The 26,311-nt window shown below is 72.4% G+C and carries 21 protein-coding genes; 4 read left to right on the top strand and 17 right to left on the bottom strand.

Features of this window, described 5'->3' with window-relative positions:
- Positions 1-50: 50 nt before the first annotated feature.
- The 6 genes from M1O15_RS08965 to M1O15_RS08940 all read right to left on the bottom strand — a co-directional run bounded on the left by M1O15_RS08965 (position 51) and on the right by M1O15_RS08940 (position 10,417).
- Positions 51-1,400: a prolipoprotein diacylglyceryl transferase gene (locus M1O15_RS08965; protein ID WP_372499409.1), complete on the bottom strand. Its 1,350-nt coding sequence runs from the start codon at positions 1,398-1,400 to the stop codon at positions 51-53.
- Complete coding sequence (locus M1O15_RS08960) at positions 1,390-1,926, bottom strand: DUF6114 domain-containing protein (protein WP_248632733.1); 537 nt, start codon at positions 1,924-1,926, stop codon at positions 1,390-1,392. Before M1O15_RS08960 ends, M1O15_RS08965 begins: the two co-directional genes overlap by 11 nt.
- Positions 1,927-2,026: 100 nt before the next feature.
- Complete coding sequence (locus M1O15_RS08955; RefSeq protein WP_248632732.1) at positions 2,027-2,671, bottom strand: DUF6230 family protein; 645 nt, start codon at positions 2,669-2,671, stop codon at positions 2,027-2,029.
- A gap of 696 nt (positions 2,672-3,367) precedes the next feature.
- Entirely contained in the window at positions 3,368-4,342 is a 975-nt protein-coding gene (locus M1O15_RS08950) for a tetratricopeptide repeat protein (protein ID WP_248632731.1), read from the bottom strand.
- A gap of 362 nt (positions 4,343-4,704) precedes the next feature.
- Positions 4,705-5,364, bottom strand: coding sequence for a hypothetical protein (locus M1O15_RS08945; protein WP_248632730.1), 660 nt, complete (start codon positions 5,362-5,364; stop codon positions 4,705-4,707).
- A 19-nt stretch (positions 5,365-5,383) separates the two neighbouring features.
- Positions 5,384-10,417 (bottom strand): LamG-like jellyroll fold domain-containing protein, encoded by a 5,034-nt coding sequence (locus M1O15_RS08940; RefSeq protein WP_248632729.1) that lies wholly within the window; start codon positions 10,415-10,417, stop codon positions 5,384-5,386.
- Positions 10,418-11,159: 742 nt separating this feature from the next.
- Between M1O15_RS08940 and M1O15_RS08935 the strand changes: the two genes are divergently transcribed.
- Entirely contained in the window at positions 11,160-11,798 is a 639-nt protein-coding gene (locus M1O15_RS08935; RefSeq protein ID WP_248632728.1) for a TetR/AcrR family transcriptional regulator, read from the top strand.
- Here M1O15_RS08935 and M1O15_RS08930 read toward each other — a convergent pair.
- Entirely contained in the window at positions 11,746-12,645 is a 900-nt protein-coding gene (locus tag M1O15_RS08930) for an AraC family transcriptional regulator (RefSeq protein ID WP_248632727.1), read from the bottom strand. The genes M1O15_RS08935 and M1O15_RS08930 overlap by 53 nt on opposite strands.
- 108 nt (positions 12,646-12,753) lie before the next feature.
- Here M1O15_RS08930 and M1O15_RS08925 point away from each other — a divergent pair, with 108 nt between their 5' ends.
- Complete coding sequence (locus tag M1O15_RS08925; RefSeq protein WP_308282258.1) at positions 12,754-13,914, top strand: MFS transporter; 1,161 nt, start codon at positions 12,754-12,756, stop codon at positions 13,912-13,914.
- Between the two features lie 22 nt (positions 13,915-13,936).
- Here the strand turns inward: M1O15_RS08925 and M1O15_RS08920 are convergent, their stop codons facing one another.
- Both M1O15_RS08920 and M1O15_RS08915 read right to left on the bottom strand, forming a co-directional pair.
- On the bottom strand, positions 13,937-14,944 hold the full coding sequence (locus M1O15_RS08920; RefSeq protein WP_248632726.1) for a GDP-mannose 4,6-dehydratase: 1,008 nt from the start codon (positions 14,942-14,944) through the stop codon (positions 13,937-13,939).
- Positions 14,935-16,071 carry a UDP-N-acetylglucosamine--N-acetylmuramyl-(pentapeptide) pyrophosphoryl-undecaprenol N-acetylglucosamine transferase gene (locus M1O15_RS08915; protein ID WP_248632725.1) on the bottom strand — a complete coding sequence of 379 codons (1,137 nt, stop codon included), beginning with the start codon at positions 16,069-16,071 and terminating at the stop codon, positions 14,935-14,937. Before M1O15_RS08915 ends, M1O15_RS08920 begins: the two co-directional genes overlap by 10 nt.
- 65 nt (positions 16,072-16,136) lie before the next feature.
- On the opposite strand from M1O15_RS08915, the gene M1O15_RS08910 reads away from it, so the two are divergent.
- Together M1O15_RS08910 and M1O15_RS08905 are read left to right on the top strand one after the other, a co-directional pair.
- On the top strand, positions 16,137-16,835 hold the full coding sequence (locus M1O15_RS08910) for a response regulator transcription factor (protein ID WP_248632724.1): 699 nt from the start codon (positions 16,137-16,139) through the stop codon (positions 16,833-16,835).
- Positions 16,832-18,307: a sensor histidine kinase gene (locus M1O15_RS08905; RefSeq protein WP_248632723.1), complete on the top strand. Its 1,476-nt coding sequence runs from the start codon at positions 16,832-16,834 to the stop codon at positions 18,305-18,307. The genes M1O15_RS08910 and M1O15_RS08905 overlap by 4 nt, the downstream gene beginning before the upstream one ends.
- Here M1O15_RS08905 and M1O15_RS08900 read toward each other — a convergent pair.
- From M1O15_RS08900 to M1O15_RS08865, 8 genes are all read right to left on the bottom strand, one after another.
- Positions 18,288-18,779, bottom strand: coding sequence for a GNAT family N-acetyltransferase (locus tag M1O15_RS08900; RefSeq protein ID WP_372499408.1), 492 nt, complete (start codon positions 18,777-18,779; stop codon positions 18,288-18,290). The genes M1O15_RS08905 and M1O15_RS08900 overlap by 20 nt on opposite strands.
- 140 nt (positions 18,780-18,919) lie before the next feature.
- Positions 18,920-20,620, bottom strand: a complete 1,701-nt coding sequence (gene icmA, locus M1O15_RS08895) for a coenzyme B12-dependent isobutyryl-CoA mutase large subunit (protein WP_248632721.1) — start codon at positions 20,618-20,620, stop codon at positions 18,920-18,922.
- Positions 20,621-20,711: 91 nt separating this feature from the next.
- Entirely contained in the window at positions 20,712-21,038 is a 327-nt protein-coding gene (locus tag M1O15_RS08890) for a DUF3817 domain-containing protein (RefSeq protein ID WP_248632720.1), read from the bottom strand.
- A 66-nt stretch (positions 21,039-21,104) separates the two neighbouring features.
- Positions 21,105-21,614: a MarR family winged helix-turn-helix transcriptional regulator gene (locus M1O15_RS08885; protein ID WP_248632719.1), complete on the bottom strand. Its 510-nt coding sequence runs from the start codon at positions 21,612-21,614 to the stop codon at positions 21,105-21,107.
- A 62-nt stretch (positions 21,615-21,676) separates the two neighbouring features.
- Entirely contained in the window at positions 21,677-23,713 is a 2,037-nt protein-coding gene (gene glxA, locus M1O15_RS08880) for a radical copper oxidase GlxA (protein WP_248632718.1), read from the bottom strand.
- A gap of 3 nt (positions 23,714-23,716) precedes the next feature.
- A complete protein-coding gene (locus M1O15_RS08875; RefSeq protein WP_248632790.1) occupies positions 23,717-25,483 on the bottom strand; it encodes a glycosyltransferase family 2 protein in 1,767 nt (588 codons plus the stop codon).
- Between the two features lie 162 nt (positions 25,484-25,645).
- On the bottom strand, positions 25,646-25,939 hold the full coding sequence (locus M1O15_RS08870) for an MTH1187 family thiamine-binding protein (protein ID WP_248632717.1): 294 nt from the start codon (positions 25,937-25,939) through the stop codon (positions 25,646-25,648).
- On the bottom strand, positions 25,936-26,283 hold the full coding sequence (locus tag M1O15_RS08865; protein WP_248632716.1) for a DUF3817 domain-containing protein: 348 nt from the start codon (positions 26,281-26,283) through the stop codon (positions 25,936-25,938). Before M1O15_RS08865 ends, M1O15_RS08870 begins: the two co-directional genes overlap by 4 nt.
- Between the last annotated feature and the right edge of the window lie 28 nt (positions 26,284-26,311).

Below are 26,311 nucleotides of genomic sequence, written 5' to 3'. Positions count from 1 at the left end.
CTTCCGGTGGGGCACCTCTCCTGTGCGTACGCCGTGGACTCGGCCCCTGGTCAGCCGTCGACGTAGTTCCGCAGTCCCGGCACGGTGAGATTGCCGCCGAACTGGCCGGCCTGGACGACCTCCACGTCGGTGAAGATAGCCAGGGGGACGTTGAGCGGGGGCGGGGTCTCGGGGCTGAAGGTGACCGGGATCAGCCCGAAGAGGTTGCCCTTCAGCTTCTCCGTGTACATCGTCACGGTGCCGCCCTCAATGGTGGACGTCTTGCCGGGGGTGGACTTCACATGGCCGGTGTGCCCCTCGGAGTGGACCGTGAGCTGGTGCAGGTCCTTGATGCCCACGTAGTCGGCGGTGAACTTCAGCGCCTTCTTGATCTTGCCGCTGTAGGTCTTGACCTCCACGATGCCGTGGTAGTCCAGGCCGGTGAGGGTGAGCTTCGTACTCTCCAGGCGCCAGGGGTCGTCCGGCAGCAGCGGGATGCCCGGCTCCAGCTCGGCGGCGGCCAGTGCCTCCGGGTCGGCGGTCGGGCAGGGGAAGCGCGGCTTGGCGCCGTCGGGTATGTCCTCGTCCTTCGTGGGGTCGAGTCCCTTGGCGTCCTCGGGCAGTTCCTCGGTCTCGGCGCCGGCCTTCTCGGCGGCGTCCTTGATCGCCTGCTTGGTCTTGTCGGCGGCCGTGTCCTCCTCGTCGCCCCTGTCCTTCGAGGCCTCCTCGGCGGGCTTGTCCTCGGGCTTCTCGGGGGACTTGTCGGGCTTCTCGCTCGGCTTGGTGGAGGACTCCGAGGGCGAGGGGGTGTCGCTCGACGGGGTCTTGGTCGGCTCGGCCTTGTCCTTGCCGCCGATGCCGCCGAAGAGGTCCTCCAGAGCGTTGCCCACGCCCAGCGGGTCCAGCGGGTGGCGGGACTCCGACTCGGTGGGCTCGGGGGACGGGGCCTTGTCGGGCTCGGTCGCGCCCTGCTCACCCTTGCCGTCGGGCTCCTTGGCCGACTCGTCCGCGGAGGGGCTCTCGGCGGGGGTGGGCTTCTCGTCCGCCTTGCCGGGCCTGGCGGTGTCCTCCGCGGGCTTCTGCGCCGCGCTCTCGCTCTCCGAGGGCTCGGGTGAGGGTGAAGGAGAGGCGGTGTCGGAGGGCTTGGGGGACTGCGACTCCGAGGCGGACGGGGACGGGGACTCGGACGCCTCCGGCTCGTCGGAGCGGGTCACACAGGGGCCCGGCGCGAAGGGGATGTCCTTGTCGTCGGCCATCGCCAGCTTGGGCGTGAGGCCGAACCCCACGAGTACGGCGGTGGGCATCGCCGCCAGGGCCATCGCCTTGCCGGCCGGCGCCTGGAGCTTGCTCAGCAGCGACTTCCGCGGAGCCGCGTGGCGCGGCCTCCTTCTCGTCGCGGGCTGGTTCTCGTCACCCCGCACTGTTCCTCCCGCCATGGGCGTCGGTGGTGTTGGTGGGGGCGGCCACGGCCGACAGCTCGTCGTCGGTGCGGGGCCGCTCGGCTACCGCGTCGTCGTCATCGGACAGCGGCTCGCCTGCGGGCAGTTCCTCCGCCGGTACGCCCGGTGCCCAGGAAACGGACAGGGCTCCTCCGATCAGCGAGAAGAGGAAGCCGATCAGGAATCCGCCGATGTTGGACATCGGCAGGGACACCAGGCCCAGGATGATCGCCGCGATACCCGCGAACACACGGGTGTTGGGCTGGAACCACATGGTCAGACCCAAGGTGATCAACAGCACGCCGATGATCAGCGAACCCGCCCCCGCCGTGGTCTGCATGGCGAGGGTCATGTTCCCGAGCCGCATGTCGGCGTAGGGGAGGTAGGCGATCGGCACTCCGCCGAACATGGTGAACAGCCCGCCCCAGAACGGCCGGTTGCCCCGCCACGCACAGAAGCGAAGCCGCCAGTGGGTGAATCCGCGGGAACCAGTGGACTCGGCGCTCATGGAAAACAGCTCCCTGGAAGCGGTGGTGCAGAAAGAGGGTGAGCGAAGCCCGGGCGGGCGGGACGCACGGTGATCCGGCACCCCACCCGCTCGGTCGCTGCTAGTCGACGAAGCACTCCTTGCCCTCACCGCTGCCGCGGAGGAGCTTCAGGGAGAGGTCCGGGAGCTTGAAGGAGGCGGCCGTGGTGGCCCATGCCTTCTGCTCCACATTGCTCAGCGTCGCCTTCTTGGCCTGCTGGGCGAACCCGAAGGGGTTGGCCTTGGTACCGGGCTGGATGCCCGGCTTCTTCGTCTTGCCCGCGGCCACACCGATGTCGATGTTGTCGAACTTGGCGTCGGCCTTGAGGTCCGAGACATCCAGGTAGATGTCGTCGGCGACGACCTTGTCCTTACCGGTGCCCGCCGTCAGGCGCAGCGTGATGGTGCCGACCAGCGGCACGTTGGGCGTGACCACCGACTGGCACATGTTGGAGATCGTGGCGTGCGTGAAGCCCGACACGGCCACCGGTGCGGCGAAGTCCTCACCCTTGAGGTTCTTGCCCTCGGCGTAGCTGCCGTACTGGACGAAGTCATCGCCCACCAGCGAGTCGGCCTTGACCTTGAACTCCTGGCCGGAGATGGCGAACGACGCCGCCAGCGCTCCCTGGGCCAGGCCGATGCCCACCGCGGCCGCGGCGGCCACGCTCGGCACCATCACCACGGCGAACCGCTTCCATCTGGTCCCACCGCGAACCTGGGACTTCATAGGATTCCTCCTTCTCGGACGTACATCTCCGGAAGGGGCGTCAGGCCCCGTCCTTCAGATGGGAGAAGTGCTACGTCCTCGGGAAGGAGAGCGCCGTACGGGCAGGCGCGACGTGCGTCCGAACCACCGGCGATCACCCCCGAGCGACAACCACTGGCCGCGCGTCGACGCGGCCCTGGGGTGGACAGGCCCTGCCGGCTGGGCAGGAACCCCCCTGTCCGCGGCCGGCGTTGTGATCGCCGGCCGGCTCGGTGGGGACCCTCGTCCGACCGGCGCGGCTGGTTTGCCGGGCTGGTGCGGAATCGGACCGAGCGTGGCCGATCGTGGTCCATTCGCCGCCGCCGCACAAGGGGTTCGTTACTGGCTAGTAACGGCCAGATAACCGGGCCGCGACAGACCGGCGTCGACCGGACACACAGGGTGTTACCGGCCGGTTCGGCGAAGAAGGAAATGTGGGGAGAAAGCCGGACATTAACGCGGCGTTCATTTACTGCAAGTAACAGCGGCCGCGTTTACCAAGTTTTGGTAAAGCGCGGCCGCGATTTGTCACTGTGTCGCCAAAACGCTCAGCGGGCGGGCCGTCGATCGCGCGTCAGGCGAGTGTCCCGTCGGGCGCCCGGCAAACCAGGCACTCATACCGACGTGTGCCGGGCGCTGGCGCTCATGCCGAGACGTCGGCTGCCCGGCTCGGCTCGGTCAGAAGAGCACCCGGGCGAGGGCGCCGCGAGCCTTGACCACCCGCGGGTCGTCGGCGCCGACCACCTCGAACAGCTCCAGCAGCCGCAGCCGGGCCGTGTTGCGGTCGTCGCCCGCGGTCCGGCGCACGGTCTCCACCAGGCGGCCGAAGGCGTCCTCCACATGCCCGCCGACCAGGTCCAGGTCGGCCGCCTCCAGCTGGGCGCGGACGTCGGACGGGTCGTCGGCGGCGGCCGTGCGCACCGCCTGGGCGTCCAGTCCGCCCACCCGGCCCAGCAGCTCGGCCTGGGCCAGGCCGAGGGTGGCCTCGGAGTTGGTCGGGTCGTCGACCAGCACGTTCTTGTACGCCTGGACGGCACCGGCGAAGTCGCCCGCGTCCAGCGCCTGGACCGCCGCCTCCAGCAGGGCGTCGTACGGGCCGGCCGGCTGGACCGGGGCGGCCGGCTGCTCGCCGGGCACCGCCTCGCCGTCCACCGCGATACCGGTGAGGCCGAAGCGCTCCTCGGCGACCTGCACCAGCTGGTCCAGCGTCTGGCGGATCTGGGCCTCCGGCGCCGCACCCTGGAAGAGCGGCAGCGCCTGCCCGGCGACCACCGCGAACACGGCGGGGATGCCCTGGACGCCGAACTGCTGCATCAGCAGCTGGTTGGCGTCGACGTCGATCTTGGCCAGCACGAAGCGGCCGCTGTACTCGGTGGCGAGCCGCTCCAGCACCGGGCTGAGCTGCTTGCAGGGCTGGCACCACTCGGCCCAGAAGTCGATGACGACGGGCACCTCGGTGGAGCGCTGGAGGACGTCGCGCTCGAAGCCGGCCTCATCGACGTCGATCACCAGGGCGGAGGGCGAGACCGCCGGCGTACCGCCCTGCCGGGCGGCATCGGCGCGGGCCTGCTCGGCCTTGGCCTTGGCCTCTCCGGCCGCCTTCACCGCGGCGAGGTCGACAACGCCGCTCATGGACATGTTCCTAGGCTGCATGGGTACATCCTCCCCCCTCCGCGCGCGTAACCGGTAAGCCGCAGCCGGTGGGCCACGACCGGTGGCCGACGCCGCCGTCCTTCATATGGCTCGGGGTCCCCACCCGGGCCGTGCACCGGGGTCCCCACCCCGGACGTGCGTGGTTGTCGCGCAGAGCCCGTACAGGTCTTCGTACAGAAGCACCGGGCTTTCGCTACGGGTCGTAGCGTAACTGGACGGAGGAGCTCCCGGGGCGGCAGGGCCCGTGAACTGGCTCACAGCCACACGCCTGCGGGCCGAGGCGGCGGACGAAGGACGGCGCCCCGGGGGTGAGTCCCCCGGGGCGCCGTCCTTCTCCGTCGTACCGTGCTCGGCACGGTTCTCTAGTACCGGGTCAGGTACTCCACGTCGGAGACATGGAAGCGGCCGTAGCCGAACGCCGACCCCAGGCTCTCGTACCGGTCGTACTGGCCCTGCGAGATCGGCACCCGGCAGGCGCCGAGCACCCGCAGGAAGAGCCGGAAGCCGAGGTCGGGATCGACCTGGGTGGCGACCAGCTCCAGGCCGCGGACCACCTCGCCGGCCGGTTGGCCGTGGTACGTGGCGGCCTTGGCCTCCAAGGCGGGCGCCGCCGACCTGATGGCCTCCACGACGGCGCGCACCGACTCTCCGGACACGGTGACCGGCTCGACGGTTGGCAGCGAGGCGCCACCGGTCCGCTCCGATCGCCCGGCACCGGCGCAGACCGCCGCCACCCGGCGCAGCCAGTCCCGTGCGTCGACCCCGAAGTAGGCGAGATCGTACCCACCGTCCGAGGCCACCGCCCACAGCGTGGCGATCACCTCGGTGGGCAGGGACGACTCCTCCAGGCGGACCGCGTCCGCCAGGATCACCGAGGCCGCCGCTCCGGGCGGCTCGTCGGTGTGCCCGGCGGCCGCGTCCGCGATGGTCTCCTCGACGGTCCGCTCGTGGGACCACGGCCCGGCGAAGAACTTCGTCAGCCGGCTGAGACCGAAGTCCCAGTCCGATCGGTGCGCTGTCATGGCTGCTCTCAGGTTGCTCTCATTGCGGATAGGCGGTGTACACGACGAAGCCACCGCGTCCCTTGTGGGACCACTTCTTGAGGAGGACCGTCACCTGGTTGCCGGCTGTCGTGATGGTGCGGCCGTCAGGATGGTACGTCTTGCCCAGCGACGGATAGGCGTCCCACTTCCCCGCGATGTCGAAGTAGTCGCCCGGACCCGCGGTGCGCCGCCAGCTCTCCAATTTGGCGAAGGCCGAGTTGCTGCGGACACCTCTGGGGTAGAAGTAGTCCGACACCACCCGGTCCACCGCCTGCTGGGCTATGTCCGCGTTGGTCCACACGGTGTTCGGCCTGCCCGTATCGGCAGCGATCTCGAACGCCCTGGCCGCGTCGGGCTGGACGTGTTTGCTCAACGTGTGCGCCCCGCTGGCGGGCAGGGCCGCCTCGTCGGAGAGGCTCATGCAGTTGTGGACGAGGACGTCCCGGCTGCGCGAACCCCGCGTGCTCACATAGAACGTGTGCAGGTCGTCCACCGTCAGGTCGAACACCAGGCGCGGTGTCAGGCCCGAGCGGTCACGCAGGCCGCTCACCGTGCGCTCCGCCCCGTCGGGACCGCGCAGCCGGTCGCCCGGCCGCAGGTCCGAGACGAGCGTCCAGCCCTCTCCGACGACGTAGATCTTGTGTCCGGCGGTGCTGGTGAGGGATTCACCGGGGCGGAACGAGACGGTGACCAGGCGGTCGGTGTCATGGCGGAAGGTCGCCGTGACCCGCTGCGCCCTCCGTTCCCCGTCGGCGGGGTCGGTCGCGAGCACCCGGTCACCGACTCGCACGGAACTGATCGCCCGGTGTGTCCCGTCCGCCATCAGCACCTGGGTGTCGGCGGGGAAGCTGTTCCTGGCGCAGGAGGTGAACAGGTCCTCCGCCGTGTCGGCCTGACGCTCCAGGTTGGCGAGGACCGCCGGGTCGAGGTCCAGGTTCTTCAGGGCCCGGTAGGCGTCGCCGACGCCCACCCCGGTCTTCATCGCCGCGTCGAGGGCGCGTACCGCGTCCACCGCGTCGGCGATCTTCTTGCCCGGTACGAAGTTGCTGGCTGCCCAGAGGCAACCGCTCACACTGCCCTTCGAGCACTCGACGAAGTCGTCGACGAGCATGTGCCACAGGGTTTGCAGCACCATCTTGTCGAAGATCATCGTGATTTCGAGGCGGCTGAAGTACTTGTCGACGTACGCCGTCTGGTTCTCGTGCTTCTCGCTTCCGAGCCACACGATGGAGTCCGCCGGGCAGGTCGCGGCGGTGACGTCGGCGCCGGCGTCCTCGTCCGCGCACAGGTAGAAGTCGACGGTGACGTTGAAGCGCAGCTTGTACTTCACCGTGCAGCCTTCGAAGCCGATGTCCAGTACGCAGTCGTTCTGCGGCGTCGGCTCCCCGATGTGCTCGATCTTCTGCTTGGTGAACATCTGGCCGATGCCGGTGGCACCGCCCTTGGTCACGGTCTCCCGTTCCTTGGCCTTCTCCGTGCGGACGGCGGCCTCCTGCGCCTCGCGAGCCAGGTCCTGAGCTCGGGCGGCGGACGCCTCGGCGGCCGTGGCGTCGCGTTCGGCCTGGTCGGCGACCCCGCGTGCGTTGGCCGCGTCGGCCTCGGCCGCCGTGGCCGCGCCGCGTGCCGAGGCCGCGTCCAGTTCGGCGGCGTCCGCCGAGTTGCGGGCCTCGGTCGCGTAACCGGTGGCGGTGGACGCCGCGTCGGCTGCCGCCGAGGCATCGCTGACGGCCTGCCGGTTGTACTCGATGGTGTTGGCCTCGGCCTTGAGCGTCGCCTTGACGGCGGCGGCCGCCTCGGCGGCGGAGGCGCGGGCCTTCGCCACGGACGCGGCGGCCCTCACGGCGGCGTCCGCGGCCTGGGAGGCGGCGGTGGCCGCGGCCTTGTCGTCGGCGGAGGCCTTGGCCGCGAGCGCCTTGGCCGTCGCGGCGGCCTTGGCCGCCTCGTCCGCCCTGGCCTTGGCTACGGCGGCCTGCTGCTCGGCCAGTGTCTTCGCCGTCTGACCCACCAGTACGGCCAGGCCGGCCGAGGAGTCGGTCTCACGGAACGGGGTGCCCAGCGAGATGGCGGTGTTCGCCGCCGCGACGGCCGCCACGGCGGCGTCCCGGGCGGCGTCGGCCGCCTGCGAGGCGGCGTAGGCGTACCCCGCGGTGCGTGCGGCGGCGGCCGCGGTGGCGACGGCCTCGATGTGGGCCATGTCCGCGTTGGCCTTGGCCTCGGCGGCCTTGGCCTTTGCGGTGTCGGCGAGCGCCTTGGCCGCGCGCACGTTCTGTGCCGCCGCGTCGGAGGAGGCGATCGCGTCGGCCGCGGCCGAGTGCGCCTTCGCCACCGCGGCGGTGGTGATCGCCACGTCGCGCTGGGCGGCGTCGGAGGCGGCTCGGGCCCTCGATGCCGCCGCTTCCGCCTTGGTCGCGGCCTCACGGGCGTTGGCGGCGGCCGTGGTCGCCGTGTTGGCGGCGGCACGGGCGTTGGACGCGGCCGTGGTGGCGTCGTTCGCCGCCGCACGGGCCTGATCCGCGGCCGTCCGCGACGCGGCCGCCGCGGCCGTACCCTCGTCGGCGTCGGCCTTGGCCTCCAGCGCCCACTGCTTCGCCAGTGCCACGTCCCGGTCGCTCTCGGCGCGCAGGGCGCCGTCACGGGCCTCCTTGGCTCGCCGTTCGGCCGCCAGGGCCTCGTCCTTCTTCGTCGCGGCGGTGGCTCCCGCCGCCTGGGCCGCGCCCAGTGCCCGGCCGGCGGCCTCCCGCTGGGCCCGTGCCTCCTGGTCGGCCGCGGCTGCCTTGGCACGCTCGCGGGCGGCAATGTCCTTCTGGGTCTTGGCCTTGTCCCGCTCGGCCTCGGCGACGGCGCGCTTGGCCTTCGCGTCGGCAGCGGCCAGTTTGGCGGTCTGCTCGGCGCTTTCGGCCTTGGCCTGCGCCGCCTTGGCCTTCGCGGCGTTCTGCGCGGCCTGGGTGGCCTGCTGCTCGGCGCCGGTGGCGGCGGCCTTCGCCTGCGCGGCGGCCTCTTCCGCGGCCGCGCGCTTGAAGGCCGTCTGGGCGGCGTGGGACTGGGTGTCGCCCAGCGCGTAGAGGGCCTTGCTGTCGGCCGCGGTGGCCGAGACCGCGTTCAGCGTCGCCTCGATCGCCTTGGCCGAGGACAGCGCGGCGGAGGCCGAGGCCTTGGCCACCTGCGCGGACTGCCGGGCGTAGGTGAGGCCTCGGCCGTACGGGGTGCCGTTGGCCAGCGCGATGGCCCCGGCGTCGGTCTGCGCCGTGGCGGCCTTGTCCGCCTGGGTCTGAGCCGAGGTGGCCGCGCTCTTGGCGAGCGTCAGCTGGGCGGAGATCGCCTTCTTGGCGTTGGCGATCGCGGTGGTGGCGTTGGTGAAGACGGCGGCCTTGGGATAGCTCGGGTCGGTCTTCGGCTTGCCCTGCCAGTACTTCTGGAAGACCAGCATGCGGCTGACGATGAAGGCCTGGCCCTGCGCCTCGATCATGGCGTCGGACGCCTTGCGCAGGTCCTTGTACGCCTGGATCTCGGCGGCCACGAGGTCACCGCGCTGCTTGGCCTGGCCGGCCTGCTCCGCCTGCCATTCGGCGTCCGCGGTCTCCACCACGTCGCCGAACTTCTTGAACGGGTCGTAGGGGTCGTCGCTCGCGCAGCCGGCCCACTGGGTCTTGAGCTCCTCGACTTCCATGCGGTGTTCGAGGGAGTCGGTCTCCGGGCGGACCGAGGGGAGTCCGCCCAGGCGGATGAACCGGGCGATCTCGTACGCCGACAGCTTCCTGAGGTCGTCCTCCGAGGTGAAGGCGTAGATACCGCCGAACGACTCGTTCTTCGACTCCTCCTTCCGCAGTTTGAGGATGGCGATCGCCTGGTCGAGCGACGCCGTGGAGGGCTTGGTCGGCGGCACCCCGTCGAAGTTCTTCGCCCCGTCGTCGCCCAGGAACCGCAGCATCGTCTGCGCGTAGTCGGGGGCCTGCAGGAACGTCATGTAGTCGTCGTTGTGGACGGCGAACGGCTTGGTGACGCCGGCCCAGCCGGTCTGACGGGTCTCATGGGCGGCGGCGAGTACCCGCAGGTCCTCCTGGTCCTCACGGCGGGCGATGCCGAGCGTGCCGAAGCCCCAGGTGTACACGGCCAGCCGGGCGTTGACCGCGGGGCCCACCAGGCCCTGTGCGGCGGCTGCCTTGACCTTCGGTCCGCCGGCGTGCAACCAGTTGCCGGTGGTGCAGTAGTCGGCGCGCGCCTTCCACTGCGGGATGGCCACCCCGGACGCCTGGAGATCGTTCAGCGCACGGTTCCAGACCCGTACCTCGTCCATCCGGCCCGGAAAGTAACCGGTCGGCTGTCCCGCGGCCATGCCCCGGCCGACCTCGATGTCGCCTTTGGCCCGCCAACCCTTGAGGTGGGGCGCGACGGCCACCCGGGCTCCGTTCACATACAACCGGATCTGGCCGGCCGCCGCGTCGAAGACGCCCGTGAGATGGGTCCAGTCGTCGGAGGTCGCCACGGGAGCCGTGCCGGTGACGGTGTCCCAGGCCGTGGCCGCGGTGTCCTCCTTCGGCATCGCGAAGGAGGGCTTGCCGTCAGTGTTGATCTTCAGCGCGAAGCCGGAGACCTGGTCGCCCGGCTGCGAGATGACCGTGTACGCCTTGCCGGGCTTCTCCGATCGCAGCCACGCCGAAACGGTGAAGGACTGATCCGTGGCCAGGGGCACCGGGACGGTGAGGTAGTCGTCCACGCCATCCAGCCGTAGCGTACGGCCGCCGGACCCACCTCCCCAGATGTCCTCGTTGTCGGTCCGGGGTCCGGCGTAGGCGCCGTTGTGGTGGGCGGCCTCCGGTCCGCCGTCCAGGTCCAGCCCGGTCGGTGTGTACTCCGGTTCACTCCACTCGAAGTCGTAGTGCGCGACTTCGCCCTTGAGCGGGTAGACGGGCGTCTCGGCCTGGGCCGTCGCGGCAGCCCGCTGCGCCGGGGAGGCCTGGGGTACCGCATGGGCGAGGGTCGTCATCGTCGACAGCGCGGCGACGAACGCCGTCGCCGTCGTCAGTCTGGCCACACCGCGCCGGGTGCGGCCTGGTCTTACCGGGACTTTCATCTGCACGGTTCACCGTTTCCTGGTCATCGGAACGCGCCCAGGACAAGGCAGAACCAGCGCGACGCGCGAAGGAGCAGAGCCCCCCGGCGACGCCTTCGCACTCCTCCCCCCGGAGCTGGCGTGATCATTACATTCATGACGCAGCACCACAATGGCTTCGCTTGATCTACGTGGTATGCCCACATATCTGCGCCGCGCCGGCGAGGAGCGAGAACCGGCCAGGGGCGCTCCGGATGACGGTCACCGGAAGTTCGAAGGCGCGCCGGCGGGACAGCGTCCTCATGTCCGCGCCGACCTCAATCGCGGGACCCGGAGCAGTGCCCCCGGTCCCGTACTCCCCCGGCCGCCCGCCCGCCGCGCTCCCCGCCGGTTCGCGGGGCCGCGCGGACCGTGGACGGCCCGATGTCGTCGTTCACTTGTCGCTGGTCCGGGGTCCCCACCCCGGGCCGTGCACCGGGGTCCCCACCCCGGATGCCGGGGCTCAACGGCCCCGGTCTTGCTGTGGTTGTCGCGGGAAGCCTTCGGAAGGCTTTCGCTACGGGTCGTAGCGTAACCGCACGGGAGGAGGGGTGGCGCGGGCGGGGGCCGTGAACTGGCTCACAGCCGCGCCCCCATCGACCTCGGGTTTTGTTGCGGGCGCGTGAACGGGAACACATCTACGCGCCGGTAACACCGGACGTACTGGCCGGTATGGTCGGGCGTCATGTGCAGCACCCTCTCCGGCGGCGGCCGGGCCCCCCGTACCGGCGGCCGCCCCCGCAGCGCCCGGGCCGACGCGGCCATCCTGGAGGCGACCAGGGCGGCGCTGGTCGAGCTGGGCTGGTCCAAGCTGACCATGGGGGACGTGGCCACCCGGGCGGGCGTCGCCAAGACCACCCTCTACCGGCGCTGGGCCGGCAAGAACGAGCTGGTGGTGGACGCGGTCGCGGTGCTCTTCGACGAGCTGGAGCTACCGGACCTCGGCAGCCTCGCGGCCGATATCGAAGACGTGGTGCGACAGTTCGCCGCGCTGCTGGAGCGGCCGGAGACCAAGACGGCGCTGATGGCGGTGATCGCGGAGTCCACCCGGGACGAGCCGCTGCGCGAGCGGATCCGGGAGTCGATCGTGGCCCGGCAGAAGCGGCTGGTGCTGGAGGGCCGGCGGCGGGCGCAGACCCGCGGCGAGCTGCCGGCCGGCGCGGGCCCGGCCACCGGCACCGACGACCTGATCTTCGACGTGATCGCGGGCGCCGTGGTGCACCGCGCCCTGGTGAGCGCCGAACCGGTGGACGCCCAGTGGGTGCGGCGGTTCACCGCGCTGCTGCTGGGGGGCCTGGCGGCGGCGGCCGACGAGACCGGCTGAGGACCGGCTGCCGCCCGGCGGCGCTGCCCGGGGTGTGGCCGAAGGTACGGCGGAAGACCTCGATGAAGGCGCTCGCCGAGGACCAGCCGCAGGCATGGGCGACGGCGGTGACCGGGGCGCCCTCGGCCAGCAGCACCAGGGCGTGGTGCAGGCGCAGTTGGGTGCGCCACTGGGGGAAGGTCATTCCGAGGTCGTGGTGGAAGCGCCGGGACAGGGTGCGTGCGCCGGCGCCCACCGCGCGGCCCAGTTCGGCCAGGGTGCGGCCGTCGGCGGGGTCCGCGCGCAGCAGCTCGCAGAGCGCCGACAGGAGCGGGTCGGTGGGTGCGGGCAGATGCAGTGGCTGCTGGGGCGAGGCGCGCAACTGGTCCAGCAGCACCGCCCGCAGCCGCCGCCGCTCCGGGGTGTCCACGGCCGGAGCGGCAGTGTAGGCGACGATCAGTTCGCGCAGCAGGGGGGCCACCGCGAGGACGGTGGGGGTGTCCAGGCCCAACGGGTTGACGGTGGCGGGCAGTCCGAGCAGGTGCAGGCGGAGTTCGCCGTGCGCCTGGTGGGCGTGGACGGTGCCGGCCGGGATCCAGAGCGCACGGTCGGCCGGGGCCACCCAACTCCCGGCCTCGGTGGTGACGGTGAGCACCCCGCGCCCGGCGTAGACGATCTGGTGCTCGTCATGGCGGTGGGCGTCGATCGCGGCGCCGGGGGTCAGGAACTGGGTCCGGGTGGGGGCGGTTGGGTCGTGGCGGGCCTCATCACGATTCTGCTGGCGGGCCCCACGGCAATTCTCGTGGCGGGCCGCGTGGCAATTCTCGTGGCGGGGCGCGCCATCGGGGGTGTGGCGGTTCTCCGGCATGGTGCGGCAGGTTATCGGAAGCGGGCCACCAGGGTGGCGGGCCAGGCTGGCGGGGTGCGAAGCCAGGGAAGACAGGGAAGACAAGGGCCGGGGGGCCGGAAGAGTCTGGTGCCGCTGCTGGCGGTGGGCCATGCCTGTGTGGACGTCTACCAGGGCGCGGTGGCGTCGCTGGTGCCGTTCTTCGTGGCCGAGCGCGCCTATGGCTATGCCGCGGTCTCGGGGGTGGTGCTGGCCGCCTCGCTGCTGTCCTCGGTGGCGCAGCCGGTGTTCGGCGCGCTGACGGACCGCCGGCCGATGCCCTGGCTGCTGCCGCTGAGCACGCTGCTGGGCGGGGTGGGCATCGCGCTGAGCGCGCTCGGCGGCTCGTACGGCTGGACCCTCGCGTTCGTCGCGGTGTCCGGGGTGGGGGTGGCCGCCTACCACCCGGAGTCGGCCCGGGTGGCCCGGGCGGTGAGCGGGGGCAGCCACCGGGCGATGGGCTGGTTCTCGCTTGGCGGGAATGTCGGCTTCGCGCTGGCCCCGCTGCTGGTGGCGGGGGTGGACGGGGCCGGCGGACTCGCGCTCGCCCCGCTGCTGGTGGTGCCCGCGCTGGTGGGCGCGGTGCTCTGCCTGCCGGTGGTGGGGGAGGGGAGGAGGCAACCGGAAGCGGAAGGGGAGGCACCCGTACGGGTGGCGGACGACCGGGGGTCGTTTCTGCGGCTGTCGCTGGCGGTGGTGTGCCGGTCGGTGGTCTTCGTCGGTCTGGGCACCTTCGTCTCGCTCTACGCGGCCGGACGGTTGGGCGGTGGTACGGCGGCGGGCACGGCGGCGCTGGTGGTGCTGTACGCGGGTGGGGCGGTGGGCTCGTTGCTGGGCGGCGCGCTGGCCGACCGCTGGGGGCGGGTGGCCGTCGCGCGCTGGTCGTATCTGCTGACGGCCGGGGCGCTGGCGGGACTGCTGCTGGTGCCGGGCCCGGCCCTGTACGGGTTCACGGCGCTGACCTCGATGGGGCTGTATGTGCCGTTCTCGCTCCAGGTCACCCTGGCCCAGGACTATCTGCCGTCCCGGATCGGCACCGCGAGCGGGGTGACCCTGGGGCTGACGGTGAGCGTGGGCGGACTGGCCGCGCCGCTGGTCGGCGCCCTGGCCGACGCCACCTCGCTGCGGACGGCGCTGGCTCCGCTGGTCCTGATGCCGCTGCTGGCCTGGCTGTTCTTCCGCACCCTGCCGGAGCCGGTCACCGAGGCCGCCGCTTCCCCCACGGTGGCGGCCGGGGCCCCCGGGTCGTGACTCGGGGGCCCCGGACATCGGATCAGACCTGGTAGCGGTCCGGGGCGAAGAGGTGGAGGTGCTCGGCGACCCACTCGGAGGTGTGCTTCAGGCCTTCCTCCAGGGAGACTTCGGGGCGCCAGCCGGCCCACTCGCGGGCCCGGCGGTTGTCGGAGAGCAGCCGCTCGACCTCGCTGCCGGAGGGGCGCAGCCGTTCGCGGTCGGTGGTGATCTCGACGCCGTCCCGGCCGGAGGCCTCGATCAGCCGCCGTGCCAGATCGCCGATGGCGATCTCCTGCCCGCTGCCCAGGTTGACCACCTGGCCCAGCGCCCGGTCGCAGTCGGCGAGGGCCAGGAAGCCGCGCGCGGTGTCGGCGGCGTAGGTGAAGTCCCGGGTGGGGGTGAGTGAGCCGAGGCGCAGCTCCCGTACGCCCGCGTGGAGTTGGGCCAGGATGGCGGGGATGACCGCGCGGGCGGACTGGCGGGGGCCGTAGGTGTTGAACGGGCGGACGACCGTCACCGGCAGCTCGAAGGCGTGCCAGTGGGAGAGCGCCATCATGTCGGCGCCGATCTTGGAGGCGGAGTACGGGGACTGCGGCTGGAGCGGGTGGTCCTCGCTGATCGGGGCGGTCCGGGCGGTGCCGTAGACCTCGCTGGTGGAGGTGTGCACCAGGCGGCGTACGCCGTGCCGGCGGCAGGCCTCGGCGATGTTCTCGGTGCCGTTGACATTGGTCTGGACGTACGCGCCGGGCGAGTCGTAGCTGTACGGGATGCCGATCAGCGCGGCCAGGTGGAAGACCGTGTCGCAGTCGGCGACCGCGTCCATCACCCGCCCGGGGTCGCGGACGTCCCCGGCGATCAGCTCGATGTCGCCGAGCAGATGGGCCAGGTTGCCCTTCTCCCCGTACGGCTTGTAGTGGGCGAACGCCCGTACCCTCGCGCCGCGTTCGAGGAGCTGGTCGACCAGGGTGGAGCCGATGAAGCCCTCGGCGCCGGTGACCAGCACGGTGCGGCCGGTCCAGTCGATGGCAGGAGTGGGGTTCAGTTCCATGAGGCGTGCTCCTTCAGCAGCGGGACGGTGGGGGCGGCGAGGCGCATGACGTGCTCGGCGAGCAGGTCGGCGGCGCGGGCGTGCGGGCCGGGTTCGGCGGCGCCGCTCATCGCGGCGAGCCGGGCCGGGTCGGCGAGCAGCGGCTCGACCAGGGCGGCGAGCCGGCCGGCGGTGGTCTCGGCGTCGGGCAGCAGCAGCCCGGCACCGGCGTCGGTGAGCACCCGGGCGTTGTGGGTCTGGTGGTCGCCGGGGGCGTGCGGGTAGGGCACCAGCACGGCCGGTACGCCGGTGGTGGCGAGTTCGGCGACGGTGGCCGAGCCGGCCCGGCAGACCACCAGGTCGGCGGCGGCGTAGGCGAGGTCCATCCGGTCCAGATAGGGCACCGCGCGGGCGGTCGGATGGCCGTGCAGCGCGGTCCGGGCGGCGGGCAGCGCGGCGGGGCCGGTCTTGATGAGCAGGTGCAGGCCCTCCCGGTCGCGCCAGCGTTCGGCGAGGCCGAGGGCGGCCTCGGTGAGCCGGGCCGCGCCGAGGCTGCCACCGTTGACCAGGACCAGCCGGGCCCCCTTGGGCACGCCGAGGGCGGCCCGGGCGGCGGGGCGCAGCGCGGCCCGGTCCAGTCCGGCCAGGGCGGCGGCGATCGGCATCCCGGTGGTGATCGCGCCGGGCAGGTGCCCGGTGTCGAAGGCGACCGCGATATGCGGGGTGAGCCGGGCGGCGAACCGGTTGGCCCGGCCGGGCACCGCGTTGGACTCGTGGATGAGGCTGGGCAGTCCGGCCATCCGGGCGCCCAGGACGACCGGGGCGCTGGGGTAGCCGCCCATGCCGACGGCGATCCGCGCGCCCTGGTCGCGCAGCACCGCCCGGGCCTGGGCGGCGGACTTCAGCAGCGCGGCGGGCAGCAGATAGCGGCGGGCGCCGAGCGCCGGGTCGAAGGGGATCATGTCGACGGTGTGCAGCCGGTAGCCGGCCGCGGGTATCAGCTCGCCCTCCAGTCCGCGCCGGGTGCCGACGAAGGAGACGACCGCCTCCGGCACGGCGCGGCGCAGGGCGTCGGCGAGGGCGAGCCCGGGATAGATGTGGCCGCCGGTGCCGCCGGCACCGATGACCACGGACAGTGGTGTGCGCATGGCACGCAACGGTGGCGGGGCGTCCTAAGAGGGTTCTAAGAGGCCGCTGCGGCAGGGTGGGGCCCATGAGCGTGGTGAGCAGGGTGCTGGTCGTGGACGACGAGCCGGAGGTGCGGGCGGCCGTCGAGGACGGGCTGACCGTGGAGGGGTACGAGGTGCGGGGCGCCGCCGACGGGCTGGCGGCGCTCTCCGAGGTGGCGGCCTGGCAGCCGGACGCCATCGTGCTGGACGTGCTGATGCCGGTGCTGGACGGGCTGGCGGTGTGCCGGCGGCTGCGGGCGCTCGGGGACCGCACGCCGGTGATCGTGCTGACCGCGCTGGACGCGGTGAGCGAGCGGGTGGACGGCCTGGACGCCGGGGCGGACGACTATCTGGTGAAGCCGTTCGCGCTGGACGAGCTGGCGGCCCGGCTGCGGGCGCTGCTGCGGCGCACCGCGGTGGAGGGGGCGGAGAGCGGGGACGGCGGTCTCCTGGGGTACGGGGACCTGGTGGTCGATCCGGTGAGCCGGACCGGGCGGCGGGCGGGGCGGCCGCTGGAGTTCAGCCGGACCGAGTTCGCCCTGCTGGAGCTGCTGCTGCTCCACCCCGGACAGGTGCTGCCGCGGGAGCTGATCCTGGAGCGGGTCTGGGGCCGGGACTTCGGCCCGGAGTCCAACTCGCTCGCGGTGTACGTCGGTTACCTGCGCCGCAAGCTGGAGGCGGCCGGGGAGCCGCGCCTGGTGCACACCGTGCACGGGGTCGGCTACCGGCTGGGGGCCGCGTGAGCGCGCGGCGGCGGCTGGGGGCGCGGTGGCGCAGGCGGCGGCCGGTGCGGACCCGGCTGGCGCTGGCGGCGAGCGCGGCGGTGGCGCTGGTCGCGGTCGGGATGTGCCTGGCCGCCTTCGCCGTCATCCGCTACGAGCTGGCCCACCAGCTGGAGCTGAACCTCACCCAGTCGGCGACCCGGACCGTGCAGAGTGAGCGGGACGCCGAGCCGGGCGTACTGGCCGGGGAGTGCCGCTTCCTGGCGGCGCCGGCCTGCGCCCAGGTGGTGCCGGCGGACCCGGCGGACGACCCGGGGCAGCCGTATCTGCTGCCGGTGGACGGCCCGGTGCGCCAGGTGGCGGCCGGGCAGCGGGCCCCGTACTACCGGCAGACGGTCCTCCAGGGCCATCCGGTACGGGTGCTGACCACCCCGCTGCGGCGCGGCCAGGCGCTCCAGGTGGCGCTGCGCTCGGACACCGTGGAGCGCGGGGTGCGGCAGGCCGCGGTGCTGCTCACCGGGGTGGGCGCGGTCGGGGTGGCGGTGGCCGCCGGGGCCGGGTTCTGGGTGTCGCGTACGGGGCTGGCGCCGGTGGCGCGGCTCACCGCGGCGGCCGAGCGGATCGCGGCGACCCGGGACGCCCGGCACCGGATCGAGCTGCCGCCTGGGCCGCCCGGCCGCGAGGACGAGGTGACCCGGCTGGCCGGGGCTTTCAACACCATGCTGGGCGAGCTGGAGGAGTCGGTGGCGGTGCGGCGGCGGCTGGTGGCGGACGCCTCACATGAGCTGCGCACCCCGCTGACCGCGCTGCGGACCAACGCCGAACTGCTGGCGAAGGGCGACCGGTTGACCCCGGCGCAGCGGGAGCGGGCCTCGGCGGCGCTGGGCCGTCAGCTGCGGGAGGTGACCGGGCTGGTGGGCGATCTGATCGAGCTGGCCCGGGACGAGGAGCCCCGGCCGCTGCTGGAGGAGGTGCGTCCGGCGGCGCTGCTGGAGCACACGGTGGCGGCGGCCCGGGCGCACTGGCCGGCGACCGGCTTCGAGCTGCGGGTGGACGAGGAGGCGGCCGCACTGGTGCTGCCGGGGGTGCCGGCCCGGCTGACCCGGCTGCTGACCAACCTGCTGGACAACGCGGCCAAGTTCGGCCCCCGGCTGCCGGGCCCGCCGGTGGAGGTGGAGTTCACCGGGCGGACGGTGACGGTACGGGACCACGGCCCGGGGATCGCCCCGGAGGACCTGCCCCATGTCTTCGACCGCTTCTACCGGGCCGGTTCGGCGCGGGCGCTGCCCGGGTCCGGGCTGGGCCTGGCGATGGCCCGGCAGATCGCCCGGGCCCACGGGGCGGAGCTGACCGCCGCCGACGCGCCCGGCGGCGGCGCGGTCTTCCGGCTGCTCTTCGCCGAGCCGGGAACAGGGCCGGGGCCGGGAACGGGACCGGGAGCGGGAACGGGGCCGGGCGCGGACAGCCCCCCGCTCACAGGGGACGGTGCATGACGTGCAGCCCCACATACCCCTCACGCGGGTGGTGGAAGGCCTCGGGCACGGTGCCGACGATCCGGAAGCCGAGCCGCTCGTAGAGCCGTACCGCATGGGTGTTGGTGGCGGCGACCGCGTTGAACTGCATCCCCCGGTACCCGGCCGCGCGGGCCCAGTCGAGGCTGTCCTCCACCAGCGCCCGCCCCACGCCCCGGCCCCCGTACGCCGGGTCGACCATAAAGCTGGCGGAGGCGACATGGCTGCCCGGGCCCGACTGGTTGCGGTTCATCTTGGCGGTGCCGACGACGGTGCCGGTGCCCTCCTCCACGGCGACGACCGTGCGGTTCGACTCCGGCAGCAGCCACCAGCCGCTCGCCACCTCCCGATCGAGGTCCATCGGGTAGGTGAAGGTGTCCCCGGCGGCGGTGATCTTCCGGAAGAACGGCCAGATGGCCGCCCAGTCACCGGGCTCGGCCCCGCGGATGGTGATGTGCTCCATCCGGCCATCATGACGGGCCTTGACCTCGACTTCACATGAGTTTCCGCAGGTCGCCGAGCTGCCGTGGCCCGGGGGTACGCGGACGGGGCCGCCGCAGACGACCACGGCGGCCCCACCTCGTACAACCGGCTCTAGAACCCCGGCGGCTCGGTGTAGACGCCCCACTCGTCGCGCAGCGCGTCGCAGATCTCGCCGAGGGTGGCCTCGGCCCGTACCGCCTCCAGCATGGGGCCGATCATGTTGGAGCCGTCCCGGGCGGCGGCCAGCATGGCGTCCAGCGAGGCGCGGACCCGGGCGTCGTCGCGGTGGGTGCGGCGCTCGGCGAGGACGCGCACCTGCTCGCGCTCCACCTCGTGGCTGACCCGCAGGATCTCCAGGTCGCCGGTGACCGAGCCGGTGTGGGCGTTGACGCCGACGACCCGCTTGTCGCCCTTCTCCAGGGACTGCTGGTAGCGGAAGGCGGACTCGGCGATCTCGCCGGTGAACCAGCCGTCCTCGATACCGCGCAGGATGCCGGAGGTGATCGGCCCGATCGGGTGCCTGCCGTCCGGGTGGGCGCGCAGTCCGCGCTCGCGGATCTGCTCGAAGATCTTCTCGGCGTCCGCCTCGATACGGTCGGTGAGCTGCTCCACGTACCAGGCGCCGCCCAGCGGGTCGGCCACGTTGGCGACGCCGGTCTCCTCCATCAGCACCTGCTGGGTGCGCAGGGCGATCTCGGCGGCCTGCTCGCTGGGCAGCGCCAGGGTCTCGTCCAGGGCGTTGGTGTGCAGCGAGTTGGTGCCGCCGAGCACGGCCGCCAGCGCCTCCACGGCGGTGCGCACCACGTTGTTGTACGGCTGCTGGGCGGTGAGCGAGACGCCCGCGGTCTGGGTGTGGAACCGCAGCCAGAGCGACTTGTCGCTCTTCGCCCCGTACACCTCCCGCATCCAGCGGGCCCAGATCCGGCGGGCGGCGCGGAACTTGGCGATCTCCTCGAAGAAGTCCAGGTGCGCGTCGAAGAAGAAGGACAGCCCGGGGGCGAACACGTCCACGTCCAGGCCGCGGGAGAGGCCCAGCTCCACATAGCCGAAGCCGTCGGCGAGGGTGTACGCCAGCTCCTGCGCGGCCGTCGCCCCGGCCTCGCGGATGTGGTAGCCGGAGACCGAGAGCGGCTTGTACGCGGGGATGCCGGCCGCGCAGTGCTCCATCAGGTCGCCGATCAGCCGCAGATGGGGCTCGGGCTGGAAGAGCCACTCCTTCTGGGCGATGTACTCCTTGAAGATGTCCGTCTGGAGGGTGCCGTTGAGCACGCCCGGGTCCACGCCCTGGCGCTCGGCGGCGACCAGGTACATGCAGAAGACGGGGACGGCCGGACCGGAGATGGTCATCGAGGTGGTGACGTCGCCGAGCGGGATGTCCCGGAAGAGGACCTCCATGTCGGCGGCGGAGTCGATGGCCACCCCGCAGTGGCCGACCTCGCCGAGCGAGCGCGGGTCGTCGGAGTCGCGGCCCATCAGCGTCGGCATGTCGAAGGCGACCGAGAGCCCGCCGCCGCCGTTGCGGAGGATCATCTTGTACCGCTCGTTGGTCTGCTCGGCGTTGCCGAAGCCGGCGAACTGGCGGATGGTCCAGGTGCGGCCGCGGTAGCCGGTCGGGTGCAGGCCGCGGGTGAAGGGGTACTCACCGGGCCAGCCGATCCGCTCGAAGCCCTCGTAGGTGTCCCCGGGCCGGGGCCCGTAGACCGGCTCCACGGGGTCACCGGAGAGCGTGGTGAAGTCGGCGTCGCGCTTGCGGGCGGCGTCATAGCGGGCCTGCCAGCGTCGGCGGCCGTCCTCGATGGCGTCAGCGTCCATACCCATGAATTTACTAGGACGTCCTAGTAAATGTCGATGGGAAAGCGCCGCGAGCCGTGCCCGCGACGCTTCGGAAGTCCCTGACCTGCGGTTACGCCTTTGCCGCCGCGACCGGATCGGCCGCCAGATGGGCGCGCGCCTCCCGCGTGACCTTCGGCTCCACGAAGAACGAGGCCACCGGGATGCAGCCGGCGGCCAGCACCCACAGCAGCCGGCCGAACGGCCACTTCAGCTTGGACCCGAGGTCGAAGGCGAAGACCACGTAGATGATGAAGAGCACACCGTGGATCTGCGAGATCAGCATGGTGTCGCCGATCTTGAACCCGTACTTCAGGATGATCGCGACGGTGAACACCAGCAGCCACACGGCGGTGACATACGCCATCACCCGGTAGCGGGTCAGCACGTTCTCTTTCATGGCCACGAGCGTAACCGCCCGTTCCGGGCGATCTTCCGCCGCCCCCGGTGGCCCGAAAGGGATCTTCTACTCGTCCTCGAAGTCCCGCGCGGCCACCCGCAGCGGGCGCAGCAGGGCGAAGATCTCGCCGCACTCCTCGGAGTCGTACGCGCCCAGGCCGAAGTCCATCGCCATCAGGTCCCCGGTCGCCGCCTCGACCACCTCGCGCCCCTTGTCGGTGATGGACGCCAGGGTGCCGCGCCCGTCGTTGGGGTTGGGCCGCTTGTCGACCAGGCCGGAGCGGACCAGCCGGTCCACGGTGTTGGTCACCGAGGTCGGGTGCACCATCAGCCGCTCACCGATCTTGGACATCGGCAGCTCGCCCGCCTTGGAGAAGGTGAGCAGCACCAGCGCCTCGTAGCGGGCGAAGGTCAGCCCGTACGGCTTGACCACCGCGTCCACCTCGGCCAGCAGGATCTGGTGCGCCCGCATGATCGAGGTGATCGCGGCCATCGCGGGCACCGGCCCCCAGCGGCGCTGCCAGAGCTCGTCGGCGCGGGCGATGGGGTCGAACGGGAGACTGAGCGACTTGGGCACGCCCCGACCTTACCCACTGGTCATATGCCGGTCAGCCCCGTCTCGTAGATCGGTCGCCCCCCTCATGAGGTGGGACGTTCCGGCGCCGGCACCTTGACCCACTTCGCCACCGAGGGCCGCCCCTGCTTGTCCACCGCGAAGAGCATGTACCAGCCGGGCGGCACCAGGGTCGGGTCCTTCGGGGCGCGGACGGTGAGGGTGCCCGGGCCCCGGGTCAGGGTGAGCGCCACCGAGCGCTGCTCGACGTCGGTGGTGTGGGTGACCGCGCTGGGCCGCATCAGCCGCGCCGAGACGATCCGGCGGGCGTCCTCGGTACGGAAGGTGGCCGCGTACGTCTCCGGATCCAGCTCCTTCGGCCCCGCGCCCAGCACCGGCCGGTGCCCACCGCCCCTCCCCAGCAGATAGGGCGGGGTGTAGACCTCCACCCGCTGCTCGAAGGTGCCCAGCCTGGTGTTGTCCTTGTCGCCGAAGAGCGGGTCCGAGCCGAAGTTCGCGATCCGCCCGTCCGGCAGCAGCAGGGCCTCGGAGTGGTAGTCGCGGCCCACGGTCGGGGCCGCGGCCTCCCGGAAGGCGTCCTTGCGGGGCAGGTAGAACTGCGCCTTCAGGATGTCGCTGCCGCCGCGCCCCCGGTACTGCCGGGAGCCGCCGGTGGTGAAGACGGTGTCGTCGGGCAGCAGCACGCTGCTGAGGTAGCGGGTGCCCTGCGGCAGCCGCGCCCCGGGCCGGAAGGCCGGGCCGGGCGCCTTGCCGGCCCCCTGGGATCCGGTCGCCGCGCCGAGGTCGATCACCGCGGTACGGGGTGTGGACAGCTCTGACTCGCCGACCCCGCCGCCGCCCAGCACCATCAGCTTCTGGTCCTGCACCGGCGGCAGGATCACCGAGGAGGAGGTCTCCAGCTGGTCGGGGTCCTCGATCCCCCGCACCGGCTGGAAGCGGTTGGCCTTCAGATCCCACAGCCCCGGGACGCGGCCCTTCTCGGCGGGGCCGTAGCCCGCGTTGGAGCCGGTGTAGAAGAGCTTGCCGCCCTGGGTGAGGAAGAGGGCCGGGTAGGTCGGGAAGTAGTGGAACGGCCCCTTGCTCCACTCCTTGGTCCTCGGGTCGTAGATCTCGTTGTCGCCGGGGACCACGTCGCCCACGTCGTTGAGCCCGGAGACCGCGAGCACCCGCCCGTCCTCCAGCGTCACCAGGGTCGGGTACCAGCGGGCGTCCTTCATCGGGGCGACCGGGACGTACCGCTCGGCGAGCGGGTCGAACTCGTAGGCCGCCCGGATCCCCTGGAAGTCCTGCTTCTCGGCGCTGATCCGCTGGGCGATGCCGTAGACGTTGCGGGCGTCGGCGCCCTTCAGCCCGACCACCCTGTACTGCGCGGCCTGGGTGGTGAGCGCCTCGGGCCCGTCCTTGCGGGCCTCCACGAAGACCCGGGCCTCGGCCGCGGTCACCTTGGTCGCCCAGGGCTTCATCCCGCCGCCGGAGAAGTAGGTGACCTTGAACTCGCGCTTGGCCCTGGGCACGGTGACGGCGGTGGTGGTGACGTACTCGACGCCGGTCGGCGAGCGGAAGACGGTGCCCTTCCTCAGGGTGACCGCCCGGTCCGGGCTCTCGTTCTTCACCCGCATCCCGCCGCCGGCCTTCCTCACCGCCCCGTCCAGCACCTCGTAGCGAGCGGTGCCGCCGGCCACCAGGAGCCGGCCGTCGGGGAGCTGGCTGTGGCCCGCGCAGAAGAAGTCCTCGGGGGTGGGGATCTTCTTGAAGCTGTTCCTCACCGGGTCCCAGAGCACGGTGTCGAAGCTGCCCGCGTCGAACTTGGCCTGGCTGTTGCCCGATCCGGCGATCAGCAGCACCTTGCCGGTGTGCAGCAGGGCCGCGTGGATGGCGTTCAGCCGGTACTTTCCCGGCACTTCGAGTCGCTGCCAGGAGCCGTAGCGCGCCTGGTAGGCGGGCTGGGCGATCTTGTAGGCGTGGTACTTGGCCTGGGCGAAGGAGAGCGCGGCGGGCGCGTTGAGCCCGGCGAGCAGCAGCAGCGCCAGGCCGCCGAGCAGCGTCCTGCGCAGGTCTCGCTTCCTCTGCCCCGGCCGCGCGGGCGGGCGCCCGTCCGCCATGGGTCAGCTCCCCCCGGTGGTCGTGGCCAGCGCCGCCGCCTCGGGCTCCGGGGCGGGCTCTTCGGTACGGCTACGGGACCGGGTACGAGCCCCAAGTGCCGCCCGGGCCGCCTCCCACCCCCACACCGCGCACGGGGCGAGACAGACCGCCAGGGCGAGCACCGCCCAGGTGCGCATGGCGGCATGGGTGTGGTCCAGGTACACCGAGGCGGCCAGCGAGCCGGCCAGCACCGCCGCCCAGGAGAGGTGGACCCGGAAGGTGGCCGGCCGGTCCGGGCTGGCCGCGCCGCCCTTGGGGGTGACCACGAAGCGGCTGGGGCGGCGCAGCACCGCGTCCAGCAGCGAGCGGGCGTAGATCGGGGCGGAGAGCGCCGACATCACCATCCCGGCCAGCCCGCCGGAGCCCTCCGGTTCGTGCGGGGAGACGTTGTGGCGGCGGTTCCACAGGTAGAGCCCGATCTGCAGGGCGGCGGCGTCGCTGTAGAGCATCAGCCACACCGAGGTGGAGACCTGGGTGCCGGAGGCGCCGAGGCAGAGGAACAGCACGCAGCTGAGCACGCCGAGGAACCAGTTGACGGCCGTCATCGGGTAGTAGACGAGCATCAGCGTGTAGTTGAGCAGCCGGCCGGGCGGCATCCGGCCGAAGCCGCCCGCGTACTGCCGCAGCACGGTCTCGTACGTACCGCGCGACCAGCGCAGCTGCTGGGTGAAGAAGTCCGTCCAGGAGGCGGGTCCCTCGCCGACCGCGAGCACGTCCGGGGTGTAGACCGAGGTCCAGTGCCGGCCGGTCGCCGGGTTCCGCCGCCGGTGCAGTTCGAAGCCGGTGGCCATGTCCTCGGTGATCGAGTCGTACAGCCCGCCGATCTGCCGGACGGCGGCGATCCGCACCGCGTTGTTGGTGCCGACGAACATGGGCGCCCGGTAGCGGTTGCCGGCCCGCTGGATCAGCGCGTGGAAGAGGAACTGCTGCGACTCGGCGGCCTTCGTGACCGGCCCGTCGTAGTTCCCGTACACCTGCGGGCCGACGACGAAGGCCACGTCCGGGTCGCGGAAGTAGCCGAGCATCCGCTCCAGGAAGGCGGGCAGCGGTACATGGTCGGTGTCGACCGAGGCGAAGACGTCGTACGCCTCGCCGTGGGCGGCGATCCAGGCGTTGTAGTTGCCGTGCTTGGTGCGGGCCTTGTGCGCGCCCCTCGCCCGGTTCCAGGCGGGGACGGCGGCCCGGGTGAAGTGGCGGACGCCCAGCTCGGCGCAGAGCGCCCGGGCCCCGGGGTCGTCCCCCTCGTCCAGCAGCCAGACGTCCAGCGGCCCCGTGTGCCGCACCCGCCGAGCGCCCTCCAGGGTGGCCCGGACCATGGCCAGCGGCTCCTTCCCCGGCACGTACGTGGTGAGGAAGGCGACCCGCAGCCCCGGCTCGGCCACCACCGGCACCGGGTCCCGGGCGACCATGGTGGCGTGGGCGATGGACACCACGTTGACCAGCATGAACGTGCAGATCAGCCCGATCGACACCAGCATCACCGCGTCCAGCCGGACCAGCCAGGCCTCGCCGCCCTCCTGCCGCGTCCAGTGGCTCGGCCACACCAGGTAGGCGAGCAGCACGGCGGAGAGCACCGGGGCGGAGCACATCAGCAGCACGGCCCGTATTCGGTGCGGCTCCTTCGACAGCAGGCTGCGGTAGCGGACCCGGTAGGGCGCCGCCGGGTCGGGTTCGGTCAGGGGGCCCGCCAGACGGCTGTAGGTGTCGTAGTCGTAGCCCTCCGGCCGCACGGGCGCCTCCTGCTGGGTGAGCGGGTGGTCACCCTCCACGAAACGCGAGGCGGCGGGGTGTGTCGACCGGGACGCGTCCGAGCGGGCTACCCCGGACGGCCCCGTACATCCGACGGCCCCCGCCCCTTCAGAGCAGGGGCGGGGGCCGTCTCACGGCAGGCGTCACGCGCCCAGATGCCGCTCCACGGTCTCGACCTTCGCCGTGAGCCCGTCGGTGACACCGGGGCGGATGTCGGCCTTCAGGACCAGGGAGACCCGCGGCGCGCGGGCCTCCACGGCCGCGACCGCCCGCCGCACCACGTCCATCACTTCCTCCCACTCGCCCTCCACCGAGGTGAACATGGCATCGGTGCGGTTCGGCAGCCCGGACTCGCGGACCACCCGGACGGCGTCGGCGACGTACTCGCCGACCTCCTCGCCGACGCCGAGCGGGGTGACCGAGAAGGCGACGATCATGCGGCGTTCACCGTGCCCTCGCGGCGGGCCCGGGAGGCGATGACGGCGTCCTGCGCCTCCCGCTTCAGGCGGCGCTCGGCGTAGAAGCCGCCGAACGGCAGCACGGAGAGGACGAAGTAGAGCGCCGCGATCTTGAAGTCCCACTTGGTGCGGTTCCAGGCGTCCAGCCAGAACAGCACGTACAGCACGAACAGCACCCCGTGGATCATGCCCATGACCGGTACGGCGTTGAACTCCGTCGTGCGCTTCAGCACCGAGCAGACGAGCAGCAGCAGGAAGGAGACGGCCTCCGGGGCGGAGACGAGCCGGAGACGGTGGAGGGAGGCGGCGGTCTTGATGTCCACGGTGAGGCACCTTCGACGTCGGAACGGG

The sequence above is a fragment of the Streptomyces lichenis genome (assembly GCF_023218175.1).
Classification (GTDB): Bacteria; Actinomycetota; Actinomycetes; order Streptomycetales; family Streptomycetaceae; genus Streptomyces; species Streptomyces lichenis.
This window is presented reverse-complemented; position numbering and strand designations above follow the sequence as displayed.

Coding starts and splice junctions, on each gene's coding strand:
- M1O15_RS08960 (WP_248632733.1), bottom strand. CDS start 1,926: ATGAGCGCCGAGTCCACTGGTTCCCGCGGATTCACCCACTGGCGGCTT.
- M1O15_RS08955 (WP_248632732.1), bottom strand. CDS start 2,671: ATGAAGTCCCAGGTTCGCGGTGGGACCAGATGGAAGCGGTTCGCCGTG.
- M1O15_RS08950 (WP_248632731.1), bottom strand. CDS start 4,342: ATGCAGCCTAGGAACATGTCCATGAGCGGCGTTGTCGACCTCGCCGCG.
- M1O15_RS08945 (WP_248632730.1), bottom strand. CDS start 5,364: ATGACAGCGCACCGATCGGACTGGGACTTCGGTCTCAGCCGGCTGACG.
- M1O15_RS08935 (WP_248632728.1), top strand. CDS start 11,160: ATGTGCAGCACCCTCTCCGGCGGCGGCCGGGCCCCCCGTACCGGCGGC.
- M1O15_RS08930 (WP_248632727.1), bottom strand. CDS start 12,645: ATGCCGGAGAACCGCCACACCCCCGATGGCGCGCCCCGCCACGAGAAT.
- M1O15_RS08920 (WP_248632726.1), bottom strand. CDS start 14,944: ATGGAACTGAACCCCACTCCTGCCATCGACTGGACCGGCCGCACCGTG.
- M1O15_RS08915 (WP_248632725.1), bottom strand. CDS start 16,071: ATGCGCACACCACTGTCCGTGGTCATCGGTGCCGGCGGCACCGGCGGC.
- M1O15_RS08910 (WP_248632724.1), top strand. CDS start 16,137: ATGAGCGTGGTGAGCAGGGTGCTGGTCGTGGACGACGAGCCGGAGGTG.
- icmA (WP_248632721.1), bottom strand. CDS start 20,620: ATGGACGCTGACGCCATCGAGGACGGCCGCCGACGCTGGCAGGCCCGC.
- M1O15_RS08890 (WP_248632720.1), bottom strand. CDS start 21,038: ATGAAAGAGAACGTGCTGACCCGCTACCGGGTGATGGCGTATGTCACC.
- glxA (WP_248632718.1), bottom strand. CDS start 23,713: ATGGCGGACGGGCGCCCGCCCGCGCGGCCGGGGCAGAGGAAGCGAGAC.
- M1O15_RS08870 (WP_248632717.1), bottom strand. CDS start 25,939: ATGATCGTCGCCTTCTCGGTCACCCCGCTCGGCGTCGGCGAGGAGGTC.